The 15,979-nt window shown below is 54.9% G+C and carries 17 protein-coding genes; 1 reads left to right on the forward strand and 16 read right to left on the reverse strand.

Annotation, left to right across the window (positions count from 1 at the left end):
* The first annotated feature begins 93 nt into the window (after window positions 1–93).
* Window positions 94–1,608 carry a 3-keto-alpha-glucoside-1,2-lyase-like domain-containing protein gene (locus tag AC3Y2E_RS13480; RefSeq protein ID WP_379211022.1) on the forward strand — a complete coding sequence of 505 codons (1,515 nt, stop codon included), beginning with the start codon at window positions 94–96 and terminating at the stop codon, window positions 1,606–1,608.
* Window positions 1,609–1,696: 88 nt separating this feature from the next.
* Here the strand turns inward: AC3Y2E_RS13480 and AC3Y2E_RS13485 are convergent, their stop codons facing one another.
* The 16 genes from AC3Y2E_RS13485 to AC3Y2E_RS13560 form a co-directional block, all read right to left on the reverse strand.
* A complete protein-coding gene (locus AC3Y2E_RS13485; RefSeq protein ID WP_379211024.1) occupies window positions 1,697–3,355 on the reverse strand; it encodes a glutamine--tRNA ligase/YqeY domain fusion protein in 1,659 nt (552 codons plus the stop codon).
* Window positions 3,356–3,491: 136 nt separating this feature from the next.
* On the reverse strand, window positions 3,492–4,421 hold the full coding sequence (rocF, locus tag AC3Y2E_RS13490; protein WP_379211026.1) for an arginase: 930 nt from the start codon (window positions 4,419–4,421) through the stop codon (window positions 3,492–3,494).
* Window positions 4,418–5,620, reverse strand: a complete 1,203-nt coding sequence (gene rocD / locus AC3Y2E_RS13495; protein ID WP_379211029.1) for an ornithine--oxo-acid transaminase — start codon at window positions 5,618–5,620, stop codon at window positions 4,418–4,420. Before rocD ends, rocF begins: the two co-directional genes overlap by 4 nt.
* A 740-nt stretch (window positions 5,621–6,360) precedes the next feature.
* Window positions 6,361–6,774 carry a hypothetical protein gene (locus tag AC3Y2E_RS13500; protein ID WP_379211031.1) on the reverse strand — a complete coding sequence of 138 codons (414 nt, stop codon included), beginning with the start codon at window positions 6,772–6,774 and terminating at the stop codon, window positions 6,361–6,363.
* 258 nt (window positions 6,775–7,032) lie between these two features.
* Window positions 7,033–7,773 (reverse strand): DUF1906 domain-containing protein, encoded by a 741-nt coding sequence (locus AC3Y2E_RS13505; protein WP_379211033.1) that lies wholly within the window; start codon window positions 7,771–7,773, stop codon window positions 7,033–7,035.
* On the reverse strand, window positions 7,760–8,086 hold the full coding sequence (locus AC3Y2E_RS13510) for a hypothetical protein (RefSeq protein ID WP_379211035.1): 327 nt from the start codon (window positions 8,084–8,086) through the stop codon (window positions 7,760–7,762). Before AC3Y2E_RS13510 ends, AC3Y2E_RS13505 begins: the two co-directional genes overlap by 14 nt.
* A gap of 4 nt (window positions 8,087–8,090) precedes the next feature.
* Complete coding sequence (locus AC3Y2E_RS13515; RefSeq protein ID WP_223836273.1) at window positions 8,091–8,321, reverse strand: hemolysin XhlA family protein; 231 nt, start codon at window positions 8,319–8,321, stop codon at window positions 8,091–8,093.
* An 80-nt stretch (window positions 8,322–8,401) separates the two neighbouring features.
* Entirely contained in the window at window positions 8,402–8,767 is a 366-nt protein-coding gene (locus tag AC3Y2E_RS13520) for a hypothetical protein (protein ID WP_379211038.1), read from the reverse strand.
* Window positions 8,768–8,783: 16 nt separating this feature from the next.
* Window positions 8,784–10,409 (reverse strand): pyocin knob domain-containing protein, encoded by a 1,626-nt coding sequence (locus tag AC3Y2E_RS13525; protein WP_379211040.1) that lies wholly within the window; start codon window positions 10,407–10,409, stop codon window positions 8,784–8,786.
* Window positions 10,410–10,413: 4 nt separating this feature from the next.
* The gene (locus tag AC3Y2E_RS13530) at window positions 10,414–11,031 is read right to left on the reverse strand and encodes a YmfQ family protein (RefSeq protein WP_379211042.1); all 618 of its coding nucleotides are present in this window, start codon (window positions 11,029–11,031) and stop codon (window positions 10,414–10,416) included.
* Between the two features lie 4 nt (window positions 11,032–11,035).
* Window positions 11,036–12,127, reverse strand: a complete 1,092-nt coding sequence (locus AC3Y2E_RS13535; protein ID WP_379211044.1) for a baseplate J/gp47 family protein — start codon at window positions 12,125–12,127, stop codon at window positions 11,036–11,038.
* Window positions 12,127–12,582, reverse strand: coding sequence for a DUF2634 domain-containing protein (locus AC3Y2E_RS13540; protein ID WP_379211047.1), 456 nt, complete (start codon window positions 12,580–12,582; stop codon window positions 12,127–12,129). The genes AC3Y2E_RS13535 and AC3Y2E_RS13540 overlap by 1 nt, the downstream gene beginning before the upstream one ends.
* A complete protein-coding gene (locus tag AC3Y2E_RS13545) occupies window positions 12,575–12,976 on the reverse strand; it encodes a hypothetical protein (protein WP_379211049.1) in 402 nt (133 codons plus the stop codon). The genes AC3Y2E_RS13540 and AC3Y2E_RS13545 overlap by 8 nt, the downstream gene beginning before the upstream one ends.
* Entirely contained in the window at window positions 12,963–13,973 is a 1,011-nt protein-coding gene (locus AC3Y2E_RS13550) for an XkdQ/YqbQ family protein (protein ID WP_379211051.1), read from the reverse strand. The genes AC3Y2E_RS13545 and AC3Y2E_RS13550 overlap by 14 nt, the downstream gene beginning before the upstream one ends.
* Window positions 13,970–14,608, reverse strand: coding sequence for a LysM peptidoglycan-binding domain-containing protein (locus tag AC3Y2E_RS13555; RefSeq protein ID WP_379211204.1), 639 nt, complete (start codon window positions 14,606–14,608; stop codon window positions 13,970–13,972). The genes AC3Y2E_RS13550 and AC3Y2E_RS13555 overlap by 4 nt, the downstream gene beginning before the upstream one ends.
* Before the next feature lie 23 nt (window positions 14,609–14,631).
* Complete coding sequence (locus tag AC3Y2E_RS13560; protein WP_379211053.1) at window positions 14,632–15,975, reverse strand: hypothetical protein; 1,344 nt, start codon at window positions 15,973–15,975, stop codon at window positions 14,632–14,634.
* Window positions 15,976–15,979: the final 4 nt, after the last annotated feature.

Below are 15,979 nucleotides of genomic sequence, written 5' to 3' on the forward strand. Positions count from 1 at the left end.
AATATTATACCACGGAATTCTTCCCCCCCTTATAGGAAGCAAGTATAATAAATTTAGGAATAGTATTGGATTCGGTAGTAGGAGGAGAACGGCTTGGTCAAATCGGGAAGTGTGTGGCTCCGGTTATTGCTTGCGGCATGTATCGGAATCGGGTGGGCAGGAGTGCCGGTATATGCGGAAAGTCCCGCAAGCTCCGGGAGCGAATTATGGATCGAGGACAGGTTCGAATCGGAATCGGGATTGTGGAGCATGTTGGGCGCGTCTGCGTTAGTCAATGGCAGCATGCGGCTGACGTCCTCGCTTCAGGATCAGGTCGGAACGATCTGGTTGCGGCAAAACATCGCCCCGCCCTATGACGTATCGTTTCAGTTCCGGATTACTGAACCGTCCCCGTACGGAACGGCCGACGGAATCGTCTTCATGTTCAACAAGGAGAAAAACGAATTTCCGGTCAAAGGCGGAGGGATGGGATTCGAGGTGGGCAGCGGATACGGGGTCGAATTCGATACCTGGGCCAATTACGAGCATGCCGAGTATAGTCCCAACGTCTCGTTGTTCCACAACACCCCGGTGCATTGCTGCGACCCTGAACAATCGTCTCCCCGTTTAGCCTATATAGATCAGGCATATATCGCTTTGGATCAGTGGCACGATGTCACGATTCAAGTCAGAAATGACGGCGTGAAGGTCGTCTGGAACGGCAATCCGGTGATCGATTACTCCGGCCAGCTGGACGGACGGTTTAGCGGAATCGGCTTCTCCGCCAGTACCGGCGATGCGGTCAGTACGCAGGAGATCGACAACGTCACGATTTCCCGGCCGTTTCATGCCTCCTCGTCAGTTGGCGAGCTGCTGGCTTCAGCGGACAGCCCCTACGGCTCGTACGACTGGATCGCGCCTTCCGGAGCGACGGAGCTGCCGCTGCGCCTCGTCGTGGCCGATCGACGTTTGCAACTGACCGTAAGCGGCGCGGCGTATACCGTTACGAACAGCACGTATTCCGATACCGGCCCTCTCATTCAGGAAATGATCATCCATCTCCCCGAATCCGAGCCGGGAGCGAGCCTGCTTATTACGGCAGCTTCGGATGACGGTTTTGGCGAAGACACGTATACCTTTACCATTCGCCGCGCTCCTGCGATACAGCCGATCGGATATGCCTTGCTTAGAGGAGACGGAAGGACTATCGAGCTGTATTCCAAAAAAGCGCTGTACACCGACACGGGCCCGATCCCTCTGGAGTCGATCAAACTAAACGGACTGCAGACAACCGTCCAATCGGTTTCTTTCAGCGAGGGGCCCGGCGAGATTCATCATGTGTTCGTCACACTGGCACAACCGGTTGCGGCAGGCAGTCCGTTCACGGTCAGCATTCTGCCCGGAGCCTTGGAGGACGCCGAAGAGAACCAAGTGATCCAGCTGGACATCCCGGTCGTTCAGGAGAACGGATTGCGGGCCGCGTACGAAGACGACGACGGCATTCATATCGACGATCTGATCGGGACGATTACTTCAGGCTACCCGGACGTGAACGGCTTGCCCGGCTTTGACCGGTACGATGTGCTGATGCTGCTCCGGCTCGTTCTTCCTCCGGCGACTACGGATTAAGCTGTTTGCGGTAAACTTCGCGTGCAAGCAAATAAGAGCCTCCCGCCACACAGTCAGTGGCATCGGAAGGCTCTTTCTTGGTTCTGCTTTATTTCGCGCCCGGATCGTACGAGCTTTTCAGTGACACGATGCGGTTGAACACCGGCTTACCCGGAGCGGAATGCTTGGAATCGACGTTGAAATAGCCGTGGCGGAAAAATTGGAACTTGTCCTGCGGCTGCACGGAAGTCATATCCGGCTCAACGAAGCCGCCGAGAACCTCCAGCGAGTTCGGATTGAGACGCTCCAGGAACGTATCGGCATCGACCTTCTCGTCCAGCGCAAGCGGCTCGTAAAACCGGAACTCCGCCGGAATGCCCTTAGTCGCGTCGACCCAATGAATCGTTCCTTTCACCTTGCGCCCGGTAAAGCCGCTGCCGCTTTTCGTCTCCGGATCGTACGTACAATGGATCTCGACGACGTTTCCGTCCGCGTCCTTGATTACTTCCTCGCACTTGATGAAGTAAGCGTGCTTCAGACGCACCTCGTTGCCCGGAAACAGACGGTGGTACTTCGGCGGCGGATTTTCCGCAAAATCGTCCCGCTCGATCCAGATTTCCCGGGAGAACGGAATTTGCCGGGTGCCCATCTCTTCATTCTCCGGATTGTTCTCGGCGTCCAGCATCTCCACTTGGCCTTCCGGGTAATTCGTGATGACGACCTTCAAAGGCTGAATGACCGCCATCGTCCGGGGCGCCTTCAGCTTCAGATCCTCGCGCAGGAAATGATCGAGAAATTGCGAGTCTACCGTAGACACGGCTTTGGCCACACCGACCTCGCGCATGAAGCTGCGGATCGCTTCCGCCGTATATCCGCGTCTGCGCAATCCGGTAATCGTCGGCATCCGCGGATCGTCCCAGCCATCGACGACTTTGGAATCGACGAGCATTTTCAGATAACGCTTGCTCATGATCGTATTGGTCATGTTGAACCGGGCGAACTCGTACTGGCGGGAGACGTGCTCCATCTCGCATTCGCGGATGACCCAGTCGTACAGCGGACGATGGTCCTCGTATTCGAGCGAGCACAGTGAGTGGGTGATGCCCTCCAGCGCGTCCCCGATCGGATGCGAGAAGTCGTACATCGGGTAGATGCACCAAGCGTCTCCGGTTTTATGATGATGCGCATGGATGATCCGGTACAGCGCCGGGTCGCGCATGTTGATGTTCGGCGAAGCCATATCGATCTTGGCGCGGAGCACTCTCGCCCCGTCCGGAAACTCGCCGGCCCGCATCCGGGCGAACAGGTCGAGGTTTTCTTCAACGGAGCGGTTCCGGTACGGGCTGTCTTTGCCCGGCTCGGTCAGCGTCCCTCTAGCCAGCCTCATTTCCTCGGGCGTCTGGTCGTCCACGTAGGCCAGTCCTTTGCGGATGAGGAGGACGGCCCGGTTGTACGTCTCTTCGAAGTAGTCGGAAGCGAAATGCAGCTCTTCCCATTCGAAGCCGAGCCAGCGAATATCGTTCAGGATGCCGTCGACGTATTCGGTATCTTCCTTAACCGGATTCGTGTCGTCAAAGCGCAGGTTCGTCCTCCCGCCGAATTCGTCGGCCAGCTCGAAGTTCAGGCAGATCGCCTTCGCGTGGCCGATATGCAAATAACCGTTCGGCTCGGGCGGAAACCGGGTGACTACTTGCGCGGTCCGGCCCTCTTTCATGTCTTCTGCAATAATGGTTTTGATAAAGTTCGATGATTCCGTCTTCGGCTCCATCTCCTCGTCTACCTTCCCTTCTCGCCGATTGGGGCGCGCTCTAGATTATCTCTCTATCATACACAAAACCGGAGGAAAATTATACTGGAACGGCCGGGTTTTGCCTCATTTGAATGGAGGCAACGATTGGTAGCGTTTACATAATGGTTTCGCCGAGCAGGGAAGCGATCAGCTCTACGGCCGCCTTGGCCGTTTTGTTCCTTAGGTCCAGTACCGGATTGACTTCTACAAACTCGGCGCTGGTTAAGAGGCCCGAAGCAGATAATATCTCCATGGCCAGCAGACTCTCCCGCAGACTGATGCCGGCAGGCACCGGGGTCCCTACTCCGGGGGCGTCCTCCGGGTCCAGACCGTCCAGGTCGAGGCTGAGATGAACGCCTTCCGTCCCGGCGGATGTCAGACGCACCGCCTGCTCCATCACCCCGGATATGCCGATCCGGTCGATCTCGTGCATCGTGTAGACGGTGACCCCGTGCTGCTTCAAAAAGATACGCTCGCCCGGGTCGAGCGACCGAGCGCCTACGAGTACGACATTGCGCGGATCGATGCGGGGAACGCCGCCGCTGCCGATTCCGATTCCGGTCAAGGCGGGATGCCCGAACCCGAGCGCCGCAGCCAGCGCCATGCCGTGAATGTTGCCGGACGGGGAGGTGTCCGGGGTATTGACGTCTCCATGCGCATCGTACCAGATGACGCCGATCCGCTCCTTGTTCCGGGTCACCCCGGCGATCGTCCCGATCGCAATGCTGTGATCCCCGCCCAGAATGAGCGGGAACCGGTCTCCTGCCGCCGTTATGGCTGCGACTTTCTCCGCCAGCTCCTCATTCACCCGGACGATCTCGTACGCATATTTCATATTAGTTTCGGGCAGCGTGCTCGAGTACGCCTTAGCTCTGCGAACCACGAGGTCGCCTTCGTCATGAACGGTGTAGCCGAGCTGCTCCAGTCTGGCCTCAAGACCCGCGCACCGGATCGCGCTGGGCCCCATATCGACTCCGCGCCGGTCGGCCCCGAGATCCATCGGGACTCCCAGTACGGAAATCTGTTTGCATATATTCGGATTCATGTGACCGCTCCTTTCAACACGCGCTCGATCCGGTCCAGGCCCCAGTCGAGCTCCTCCCGGCTGATCGTCAGCGGTGGCGCCAGCCGGATCGTGGTCGCATGCGTTTCTTTGCACAGCACGCCTTGTTCCATGAGACGCTCGCAGTATGGTCTTGCCTCGACGGTTAGCTCCAGCCCGATAAACAAGCCTTTGCCGCGGATCTGGCGCAGGATGGGGCTTTGGATGGAGCGAAGCCGCTGCATCGCATGATCGCCCAGCTCCCGGGAGCGCTGAGCCAGCTGTTCCTGCTCGAAAACATCGATCGCCGCTGCAGCACAGGCACAAGCCAGCGGGTTGCCGCCGAAGGTGGAACCGTGGGAGCCCGGGTCGAATACGCCGAGCACGTCCTTGTCCGCCGCTACCGCAGACACCGGGTATACGCCGCCGCCGAGCGCTTTGCCGAGAATGTAGACGTCCGGGACGACGTGCTCCCAGTCGCAGGCGAACGGCTGACCGGTACGGCCGAAGCCGGTCTGGATCTCGTCCGCCATAAACAGGACGTTTTGTTGTTTGCATAAGGCAGCGGCTTTACTTAAATACCCGTCCTCCGGCACGATGACTCCGGCTTCGCCTTGAATCGGCTCGACCAGGAAGGCAGCCGTATTTGGCGTAATCGCTTGCTCCAACGCCGCAGCGTCGCCGTATGGGATGGTGGTGAAGCCGGGTGTGAACGGACCGAATCCTCTCCGGTATGCCGGCTCGGTCGAGAAGGACGTTACGGTCACGGTGCGGCCGTGAAAGTTGCCTTCGCATACGATGATGTCGGCTTGCCCGTCGGGAATATTCTTCTTGTCGCAGGCCCATCTTCGGGCCGCCTTGATCGCGGTCTCTACCGCTTCGGCTCCGGTATTCATCGGCACGATTTTCGATTTGCCGGTCAGCCGCGCCAGCTTTTCGTACAAAGCGCCGATCGGCTCGCTATGGAAGGCGCGGGAGGTTAATGTAAGGCGATCCGCCTGCTCTCGGAGGGCGGCGATCACTTTCGGATGCCGGTGCCCGTGGTTCAGCGCGGAGTAACTGCTCAGCATGTCCAGATAACGCTTGCCCCGCGCGTCCTCTACCCATACGCCCTCTCCTTTCACGAGCATGACGGGAAGCGGGTTATAGTTGTTCGCGCCGTACCTTCGAATGTTGTCCATGGCGGAATGGTTGGAACTCATGCTGCTCGCCCCTTTCCGTGGTGGTGAAGCTGTTCAAGTGCAATCCTTGCGGGCACTGGTGATATGGTGGTTCGCTCCTAGCCCGGATGGATTCACTGTTGGGGAGTATCCTTTGGATGCAGCTGTTTAATAAAAGCGTCAAGGCAATACCTGCGGGTTCTGGTGAAATGACGTCCGCTCCTAGCCCGGATGATGCCTCCGATCGCCATTGTTCCCGGATTTTTGGATGGAAGCTTCTATGGTGAAAATCCGGGAACCAAATGCGAACGCTTCGCTTCTACGGCATTCATCCGGGCTCTCCGCTTGGATTCTCAGGAAGTGGTGGAGTATCCTTCGGATGCAGCTGTTTAATAAAAGCGTAGATGCAAACCTGCAGGTTCTGGTGATATGGCGGTCCGCTCCTAGCCCGGACGATGCCTTCGATCGCCATTGTTCCTGGATTTTTGGATGGAAGCTTCTATGGTGAAAATCCGGGAACCAAATGCGAACGCTTCGCTTCTACGGCATTCATCCGGGCTCTCCGCTTGGATTCTCAGGAAGTGGTGGAGTATCCTTCGGATGCAGAGTTTGGTAATTATGTGAACAGTATATGCGGCGCATATACTTCGGGTACGGATACGTGGAACAGGGGGGATAGTCATGGAACGATGACGGCTGAAGGGGGCCTCGGGAAGGAAGCACGAAAAGCCGGACGAATAGGTCCGGCAGTTTTTATGAGGGGGAATAGCTATGGGAGTTGCTTATCGAATGAGGAAGATATCGTCCCGATCCGCTCTCAGCAGGGCGGATTGTGGCGAGATGCCCAGTTTGCCGGTTACTTGGATAATATCGCCGACTTGGAGGGAAGCCGCCTTTGTGGACAAAAGCAGCGAGCCGGTCTCGTCTTCCACAACGAACTGACAGAAGCCGTCCGCTTGGCGACTAGGTACGAACACTACTTTTCCTTTTATCGTAACGGTGTGGCCCGGCAAATCCTTGGCTTCGAGGATCGACAACAACGGCAAGCTCATCGGCTTAGCTCCCTCATCTGGTTGGGCATGAAGGATTCGGTCTGCTGCTGTCGTGTCGTCGAATTGTCCCTGAGCCGTCTCGTGGGCGATGAGTAAAACTATCATCAGAATCGGGGCCAGCCATATCCGGATTTTTCGGATCATGATCGCATACCTCCTAAGCGTCGTTCGCTTATCGGACTATGCTTCTAGCTTAACCACCGATTGTTAACGTGAATCGCAAGTTTTGTAAATATTTTGCTAACGATGGCGCATGGGCGGGTTCACAGCTTCTAGACGCGATGATAGGGGATGATTCGGCTGGCGGTTTATGTTGTGCGCGATTTCAAGGGATGGGTCGATGCGTGTTCCATCGAAGATGCTGAATGTGCGGTTTCCGCTAAGCGCTGGAATGCCGCGGCGTTATTCGGGAATATACAGCTGCTCGGGCTGGCCGGACGCTTTCCGCAGTTCGTTGGCCAAGTAATTGCGGCGGATTTTGTCTTCGCGGGAGGCCTGGTCGAACTCGTGGCTGAGGAAGCGCTCGATCATTTCGTTCACGTCCTCCGATTTTAAGTTGTATTTCATCACTGTACTCCACCCTCCTTCGTCTCCGTAGGAATCGTTCAGATCGATTCGAACGCCGTTGGCTACGATATCGTTGCGGTATTGATACAGATGGATGCTTTCCGCTTTATGCCCTCGGCTCCAGGCGTACGTTTGCCAGTAGCGGGTGCAGACCCCGGCTTCGCGGACAGCCTCGATCACACGGTAGGAACCGTACACCCCGGTCAAATATCCGGGAGAAGCTTCGGAAGCGGCGCGGATGTAGTCGATCACGACGGGCATCTGCTGGGTGGTTGCATCGAAATCTACCGCATAATAAATCGCGCTGCCTTCCGGCTGCCCGATCGCGTGAGCAGTCCGAAGCGCAGTTGCCCCGTCAGCCAATCCCGCCGCGCGCCCTCCAAGCGCCCGGTCGGCCGTCGTCTCGAAGACGGAGATGACCTGCAGCCCCGCCTTGGAGATCAGCTCGGCTTCTTCGCGGGTCAGCCGCTTCCAGCCTGTCGGGACGAGGTATCGGCAAGCAAATTGATAGCCGTCCCGGGCAAAAGCCTTGGCCGATGCTTTTTGGAGCGGTGTCGCGCAATCAAGTCCTTTCATTGGTGGATTCACCTCCGGGGGGATGAATGGATTTGTTTTGGATCTGCCCGGCGGCAGCCGCTACGAGAAAAGCGTTGGCGAACGTCAGAAAGTATGTCCGCCAGTCGCCGGTGGCTTGTACCCCGATCGCAAACTGCGCGGCGAGCAGCACGATCCAAGCGACCAGCACGGCGTACAGATCCGTGGGCACCCGCCACTTTTGCAGGATGCGGTCGATTAGAACTTTGGTATATTGCACGATGTAGAAGGTCAATAAAGAAGCCCCGCCGATGGTCAGCAGGGCTTGCCAGGTGAATAGTTGGGTGTCTGGCACAATGTTACTCCCCCTTCGTCTTGATGACCATTGCCAGAACTGCAATGATCACGCTGCCAATAATCGTGGTCGCCGCCCAGTACACGATTTTTTCCAGCCGGTCTAGCCTCTGGTGGGCGGACTTGGTGGATTGAAGCGCTTCCTGAGCGATGTCGCGGGCATTCATCATATAATCGATTTTCGTTTCAACACGTGCTAACCTCTCTATGATCTGCTCTTGGGTTTCAACTGGCAATCGAATCGCCTCCTCTTCACCCCTTACGGCAGGTTAAATGGGATAGCCCCGATTGCTCGGGGCGTGTGTGGTACTCGTTGTTATTCCATAACAGTTACTTTAAGCGTGTGCGTCGCACCAATGCTCGTAAAGGTGACTTCGCCCGGCTCCGTCGGCATATATTCCAGCGTAACTTTGCCATTGACCGGAGTTAGCGCGTGAGTTGCTGTCCCATCGAACACGTGAATTACGTCCGAGCGGGTTGTGTCGGTCACGTAAGTCGCTGTATGTTGGTCAAATTTTTGCCATTCCACTTCGATATCTATCGGCGTTCCAACTGTTGCTAGCATCGCTCCGACAGATGTAAAGGCGACTTGTCTTTCGCTACCAAATGCAAATTGAGCAAATACTTCCATTCTATAAACAACGCCATTTTCAAGGTAAAAGAACTTGCTTACTGTGGACATTTGTAAGATTCCTCCTTTAATATGCTTGCCTGTAAACTATGGTATAACCGCCAGTTGGAGTAAAACCTTCAGTATTGCCCCGGTATTCCACAAGAAATCTGTTATTAAAAGAGATTGGAGCGTTTGCGGGCATGAACGGATGAGCGCCCGCCTCATTGTACAAGTAATGTAGAACCCCCGCATGTAGCGTTGCTAAGGCGTCGGTGACAACTTTACCGTCCATTGTAATCCGCACTTGTACGGTACTGCCCGAACCACTAACTCTGGCAGAAAATTGCTCAATCCTGCCTGCCATGTTTAAGTCTAACGCAGTTTTCCATTGATTGTATGGCAAGGATATACTGTTATTTGGTGCATCTATCTTTCTTGGTTCAGATAATGGTCGTCCTCCCCCCACTGGTGTCCACGTCCCTCCGTAATAAAATTCAAGCACTCCGTTGTTGATGCGGAGATTTCCGGTATGCCACAATTCCGACCCGGCTCCGGCAGCGCATTGCGTCAGGTTCAGCGATATGCCGCGATTGGTGCCCCCGATTTCATAAACCCGCCATGCATCACCGTACATATTGACTGTTGTGTACGAGCCTTGTAGGTTGGTTGTGTTTTGCGGATTCTTTAAATACATAGAACCGCCAGTTGCGGCGTTGTTATAATTTGAGTACAAGGCAGAGCCTATTAAGTTTTCATGAACAGTCAGATGCCCGGCTATGTCTTGGTTGGAAGCTGCCGAACCCGAGTGTATCAATTGGCGGTTAACCGAACCGTTCCACCATGACGGGACCATAGAGGAATGAACTGCGACAGGGGTTCCCGGTGTTCCGAATACGGCTATATTACCACTAGCCATATGAGCCAACGAAGAGTACGCGCCGTCAGTACGCTTTCCCACGATTCCGACGCCATTCTCCAAATAAATTCCGGTTCCCGTCGCCATCACTACGTTACCTGTGTACGTTCCCCCTGCGCTGGTCATAACACGAGCCCACGGGTTCCATTGACCAGAGCCGCCGACTTGTGGAGGGTTGCCTCCACGCATGAACGTAAGTGCCGGGTCTTGATGTGCGAAAACTATCTGCGTAATTGTGTCCGCACCCCCGCGAATAACTAACATTTGGCCATACGCACAGTTACCATGCGGTATGTTCGGGTGATTCCCTTGCAGACGATAAAACCCCGGAATACTCACTTCGTTCAAATCCGCTCCATCCGGCAGGACGTTTACCGCGACACGATTCGCCCGATCAAACACCTGCTTAACTGCATTAGCCGTCGCTGCCTTATCTGTAGCAGTGCTATTCACCGCATCGACCAGCGTTGTATGTCCGTATACTCCACCTGTAGTTGCTTTTACATCGGCATGATCCGAGATTTCTTGTTTACGTGCAACGTCATCAGCGGTCGCCGGTGCCGCCGCCTTAAAGCGGCCGCTGGCATCCCGCTGCACCAGCGTGGAAGCTGTCGCTGCACTAGTAGCGCTGTCCAGCTTCCCTTTATCCGCTGCAGACATTCGTCCGGGGGTGGTAGTGGAAGCTAGTTTGGCAACCTCCGTATCCAATTTATCCGCATTTTCGTTCAGATCGGCAATATCAACGACGTCTGTGCCTTCCGGCTTTTTTAAGTTCAGATTCGGCGTCAGTTGCATCCAATCAGCCTCCCTCGTATATTCGCAGTTCGTTCCAGGTTTTCGCGCCGGCATCAGACCAGTGAAGCGATAACAAATTACTCCAAGTGGTGTACGTATAGGCGAACGAATAAGCCAAATGAGCCGGCTTAATGTCCTCCAGCATCCGGATAAATCCGGGCATATTGGACGGTATTCCTTTCACGCCGACAAATTTAACCTCAAAACGGCTCTCCTCCGGGTACTCGGTCACTTCAACCTCGCCACCTGAAAAAGAAGCGGCTGCTTCAATGATCATTCGCTTCGTTGTGGTTCCGGTTCCCCGCAGCTTGGCACGGATTAACTCCCGCCTTCGCGCAGTAGGACTTGTGGAATCCGTAGAAAGCCCCAATTCCTTTTCCCACCCGTCCAGCCCCCACGTCGCCGAGTCCACAAAAAACTGCTCCAGCGTTTCATCCAAGGCGAACCGAAGCTGGCCAAGCTCGGCTGCATCCACCGACTGAATCGCCTTCATCACTCTGCTGTTCCGGTAGTACTCCGGAATCATCCGCATGAGGTCGGGAAGCGAAAGCCCCTCCTGACCGTCCCCGTCAGCTAGCTCACTAAAGGTCAGTACTTTGTATACATCATGCTCGTATGGCATCCGGCTAGACCCCCAAATTCACAGTTCCAAGAACCGGTATTTGCTCCGCGTCCAGCGGCACGTTGGCCGTTCCGCCATCGAGGGCTAGGCCTGTGTGGTCCGTCACTCCCGGTGTGTTCAATAGAAGCGTGGCGATCCGCGCATAGCTCACATACGAGGAGGTAAACGCCGTTTCCTTGAAATAATCGACCATGGCTGCAGAGAAGGCATCGACTACGCTTTGGATCGTAAACCCGGCAGCCAGCGTTACTGTTGCGGCAATCGATATCGGCTTTGCCGTTGCCGAAACTATGGTTGGATTCGCTCCAATCGGACGGACCTGCTCCAGGTAAGCGGCTACTTCGGCCAGCGTTTGCGGACCGACGGGCTGACGATCCGCGTCCACTACGGTTACTTTTACGGTCCCGGGGCCGTCCCAGAGCGGGAATACTTTGGCGTCCCCGATCCCCGGCACTTCCATCGCCCATTGCCGGTATTGGTGCACGTTGCCCGATGTTGCCGGCTGGCGCACCTTGGCGAGATAACGCTGGAGAAGCGACTCGTCATCCTCCGTATTTTGTCCTCCCGTCGTGGGGATTTCGTTGCGAACACTGGTTACCCCGGGCACGGACGACGCTAATAGACTGATCGCAAGGGCGGGCACATTGCCTTCCTTTCCCGCACGAACCGCTTCGATTGCCGCACTTCCTGCTCCCTGCCCGTTTAAAGTAACCGGACTTTTCGTGGCAAAAGAGATCGACGGCGTTCCGGTTACCGGGTCCGCCAGCGTCACCACTACCGTTCCCGCAGGTACAGTCGCCCCCGCCTTTCCGCTGAAAACGACTTGGCCGGTCGATCGGACAGCGGGTTTACGCGTCACCCCATGCTCCTCACAACGCAAATCCAGATACGTCCCAAACGTAGTGCCCGCGAAGCCGCGGCGCAGCACCTCCTGGGCCCAGATCGCCGCTTGGGCGAGCTCGATTGCAGCCGGGGAGACGGCGTCCCAAATAAAAGAACCCTCCGACTTGTCCAGATCGGAGGGCAAAGCGTCAAGCATCCGGCGCAGAATCTGCTCTTCGCTCTGATCTTGCAAATAATTCGGTAATGTCGCCATCAGGCTGTCACCACACTTCCGTCTATCGTTGTTTTTTGCCCGCGTACGCTCGTAACTTCGCATTGGAAGCTGCAGCGATCGCCTTCCCACGTAAACGAAAAACCGCCGACGCTCCCCGTCCGCGGGTCTGTCTTCAAAGTCTCCGTCGCAATCCGCACAATCTCCGATTCGTTGGCGGGGCGGGGGAGATTCCGGGCGATCAGGTCGTCGAATTCCTGGCCGTAGTTGCGCGAATAGGCCAAGTAGGTGTACCTTTCGGTGCGCAGCGCCTTCTTGCACCATTCGATCCAGGCGTCGGTCTCGGCAGAGCCGGCAATCTTGCCGGTAGGCGTTACGACGAAGTCGCCGCGCTCGTAATCGAAACGCCAGCTCCGTCCGAACCGGACAGCTCCGTTTGTCGTTTCATTGGCTTTCCCGTCCGGGGCGCCGGAGCCGATCGGAAATAGATTAGGCATTTCCCTTCACCACCTTGCACAACACGACGGCTTCCGAACCGCCTGCTACGGGAACGGCCAGAACGCGATCTCCCGGCTTTAGGCCGTTCTTGAACATCAGTTCCGCCTCTTCGACCTCGGCAGCCTGAAACGCAAACGAGCCGCTGCCCTGTACATCGCGGCCGTCTCCGTCTTTTAACCCGGTAACTGTGCCCGTCATCGTAAATGCAGGCAGCCGCAGCGTCGCACGCCAGTCCGCAACCAGATAGTCCTGGATCTCATGCTTAAACCCGTCCAGCTTCAGTCCGCTCGCCGTCATCGTACCCAGCTCGGACGGGACGCCGCTAAGAGCGCTGGCTGCATGCCCGGACATCCGGAAATCCAGGAGAGAGGCGAGGTTTTTAAATGGATCCATCCAAGTAGTACCTCCTCTTCACGTAGTCGTACGAAGCGAGCTCCAGCGTCATTTTTCCGGGCTGTCCGAGCTCGTGCCGGACGGAAGTCACGATCAGCTCCATTCCGCTGCCGATCAGCGCCACTTTGTCGCCTGCCCGGATCGTGTTGACATCCGGAGAAGTGACGCTAAACGTCTCCTGCATGCCGGACAGCAAACCTTTCGCCGCTTTGACCGCCTCGCTGACAGTTGTAATCGTACTGTCCAGCACGACCTTTTGCAGCGTGCCGAACTGATCGGTATCCGCCTCCTCGACTGCTAGCACTTCTGTCGCGCTTTCCGGATCGCTTTCGTTGCCGAGCACCTTCACCTTCGTTACGGTTCCTTCCAGCGTCCTGCGCTGGGTGAGCGATTCGATGTTCCCGTTCGGCTCCAGCGCCCATATCGTTTCATCGCTGCCGATTTCGAACAGCTCCAGGCCGTTTGGCGTCATCCGTGGACGGTACAAGGCTCCGCCTTTGCGGGCGGTTTCCTTTAAGTCTGCTTGGATCATCGAATAAATGGGTTGGGAACGATACACGTTTTTGCGGAGAATCTCGGCCGTATCGACGAAGTTATTCAAGGTGATGCCCCAGTCTGACGCATAACGCTCCAGTCTTTGGGAGGCCGTCTGCCCGGCCGGGAATAAGTACTCGTCCTCCGACTTGGCCAAATAGATCGTGGAATCGTAAATGGTCACCGCCAGCTTGTCCGAGCTCCCATAGACGTTCTCGCATTCCCAGACGACTCCCGGATGGAGCAGATACACCATATTCGTACCGCCAATCGGCACGCCGGATACGCGGATTTCCTGACCAGGCCGGATACCCGGAAAATCTGCCGTGAGCCGCATATTTACGCTCGCCCGGTAAGCAATCTCGTCCAGAGATTCCTCCAGCGTCAAACTTTCGACGAGATCGCCCAAGGCGTACTGATTATCCAATATGACCTCATAAAACCTGCTTGTTTGCTCGCTCATTCAGGCATCACCAGCTCTTGTCCGGGATAGATACGGTCGCTGTCCGGTCCGATCACACCTGCGTTGGCGTCGTAAATTTCTCTCCAGCGGCTGCCCGAGCCCAGATTGAGTTTCGCGATTCCCCACAGGGTGTCGCCGGGCTTGACCGTATACGTTTTGGGGACCGGCTTGATGTCCGGCCGGGGCTCGACCGCAGTGGTTCCTCCGCCAATTTCGGAAACGGAACGGACTTTATATTCTCGCCATGTGCGAAAGGTCAGGTCAAAATACACATCTCCCGGCTCGCCGCCGCGGAAGCTGCTGTTATGCGAGGCGATCATCACGAGCACGTTCACATCGGTATTCGTAATGATCAGTCTCAGCGGCTGCCTGCTGACCATCCAGGTATTGAGCTGATTCATGGCATGCTGCGGATTCGGGACCTCTGCCGTTCGGCAGTAGCCCGGCTCGTGCTGGATCGGGAAAAAGGACGAAAACGAAATCTCCTTGATTTTCTCGCCGCCGGGAATGTCGAACTCGCCTTGCAACGCAAGCGTCAGCGTTTCGTAGCTTTTGTCCCGCTTGATGTTGATCTCCGGCGGGTTTACGGGGAAATGCAGTTGGAGTCCTGTCGGGTCTTCGAGAAAAATGTCCATATCCGGCAATTTGACTGTGGTTGTCATGTCGCCACCCTGTTATCCATAGCCAGCTTCATTTTGCTTACGATTTCCCATCCGATTTTCCTGGCCAGGCTTTCCTCGTCGATTTCTTCCTTCGGCATATTCAGCTGCACTCCTTCAACGGAGATGTTGTATGAAGGCCCCGTCAAATTACTAGGATCCTCTCTCGTAGCCATTTCGTTTAGCGGGTTACCATGGGGAATAAACTGTTGACTCCCAATCGGATATAAAACCAATTCTGGTCCAGAAAATGTAGTTGTTGCTTTAGCTAAGGTAGCAGAAGCTGATTCCATTGTGGTTAATTTTGCAGATCCAGCTTTATTAACTAGTTCGTTATCTAAAGCTGGATTGTTATCCATCGCAATAATACCATCATTGTTGAAAATATCGTTATAGGAACGGAAAGCGAAATCAATGGGTAAAGTCCATAGTCCCTTTTTAAATATTGTAAACAACCAGCTATACCATTTTTTTGATGGCACAGCACTAGATTGTTGCTCAACTGGTGGTGTTTTAGTCTGTGTCTTCTCTCCCAATTTGTTCTCTGCGGGATGCTCCCTATTAGATTGATTGCCAGAGGACCTGGTTGAAGAGCCTATAGAAGACTTTTGATCAGACGATTTATTGGATGGAACTTTAGATCTGGTTTTGTCATCTATACTGCCTGAATCACCAAAAAAATCGAAAAGGTTGATAATGGTCGAAAACCATCTTCCAAGTCGGCCTTTTTGGTATGTCTTTTTTCTAGACATTCGATCTGAGATTGAATTGGGATCCAGAGGTGGTTCGCTACCGCCCCCCATCCCTCCGGCAGAGTTTTTGGGGGGTGATCCCCCTTTCCCATTTTTCGGCCACTTAATCCAATTGGAAATTTTGTCGCCAAAGATAATACTAAATATCGCAGCAGCACCTGATATTATTGACCATAACTTGGAGTTTTCATCTAATTGCTTTTCTTTATCTGTTGGTTCTTTTTCTAACTGGGATAATAGGGTTGTAATATGAACTAATTGAACAGTTAAAGTAGCAATTAGCTCACCTACCAAGTTACTTACCGTTATACTTAAGCTACTTATTGAATTATGAATAGAGGTGCTGATAACGTTACTTGAGTTAACTATGTTATTTATTAAATTACTTATCGATTCATTCAATAAAATACTTATTGAATCTCCTGACGTTACTCTATCCCCTACTTGAAGCCTAGATAAGGCCTCCGCTGCCCTCTGAGCGTATTGGTCCAACCGATAGATCGTTGTAACTGTGCGATCTGCAACCTCCCGCAGCCGGTCCTGAGACCGGAGCAGCCGATCTATCGTATCGCGAGCCGCCATATCGGCCATACTC

The sequence above is a fragment of the Paenibacillus sp. MAH-35 genome, assembly GCF_058135425.1.

Excerpts from the sequence above, each read along its gene's own strand:
- AC3Y2E_RS13485 (WP_379211024.1), bottom strand. The coding sequence starts at position 3,355 with ATGGAGCCGAAGACGGAATCATCGAACTTTATCAAAACCATTATTGCA.
- rocF (WP_379211026.1), bottom strand. The coding sequence starts at position 4,421 with ATGAATCCGAATATATGCAAACAGATTTCCGTACTGGGAGTCCCGATG.
- rocD (WP_379211029.1), bottom strand. The coding sequence starts at position 5,620 with ATGAGTTCCAACCATTCCGCCATGGACAACATTCGAAGGTACGGCGCG.
- AC3Y2E_RS13500 (WP_379211031.1), bottom strand. The coding sequence starts at position 6,774 with ATGATCCGAAAAATCCGGATATGGCTGGCCCCGATTCTGATGATAGTT.
- AC3Y2E_RS13505 (WP_379211033.1), bottom strand. The coding sequence starts at position 7,773 with ATGAAAGGACTTGATTGCGCGACACCGCTCCAAAAAGCATCGGCCAAG.
- AC3Y2E_RS13520 (WP_379211038.1), bottom strand. The coding sequence starts at position 8,767 with ATGTCCACAGTAAGCAAGTTCTTTTACCTTGAAAATGGCGTTGTTTAT.
- AC3Y2E_RS13525 (WP_379211040.1), bottom strand. The coding sequence starts at position 10,409 with ATGCAACTGACGCCGAATCTGAACTTAAAAAAGCCGGAAGGCACAGAC.
- AC3Y2E_RS13530 (WP_379211042.1), bottom strand. The coding sequence starts at position 11,031 with ATGCCATACGAGCATGATGTATACAAAGTACTGACCTTTAGTGAGCTA.
- AC3Y2E_RS13535 (WP_379211044.1), bottom strand. The coding sequence starts at position 12,127 with ATGGCGACATTACCGAATTATTTGCAAGATCAGAGCGAAGAGCAGATT.
- AC3Y2E_RS13540 (WP_379211047.1), bottom strand. The coding sequence starts at position 12,582 with ATGCCTAATCTATTTCCGATCGGCTCCGGCGCCCCGGACGGGAAAGCC.
- AC3Y2E_RS13545 (WP_379211049.1), bottom strand. The coding sequence starts at position 12,976 with ATGGATCCATTTAAAAACCTCGCCTCTCTCCTGGATTTCCGGATGTCC.
- AC3Y2E_RS13550 (WP_379211051.1), bottom strand. The coding sequence starts at position 13,973 with ATGAGCGAGCAAACAAGCAGGTTTTATGAGGTCATATTGGATAATCAG.
- AC3Y2E_RS13555 (WP_379211204.1), bottom strand. The coding sequence starts at position 14,608 with ATGGACATTTTTCTCGAAGACCCGACAGGACTCCAACTGCATTTCCCC.
- AC3Y2E_RS13560 (WP_379211053.1), bottom strand. The coding sequence starts at position 15,975 with ATGGCCGATATGGCGGCTCGCGATACGATAGATCGGCTGCTCCGGTCT.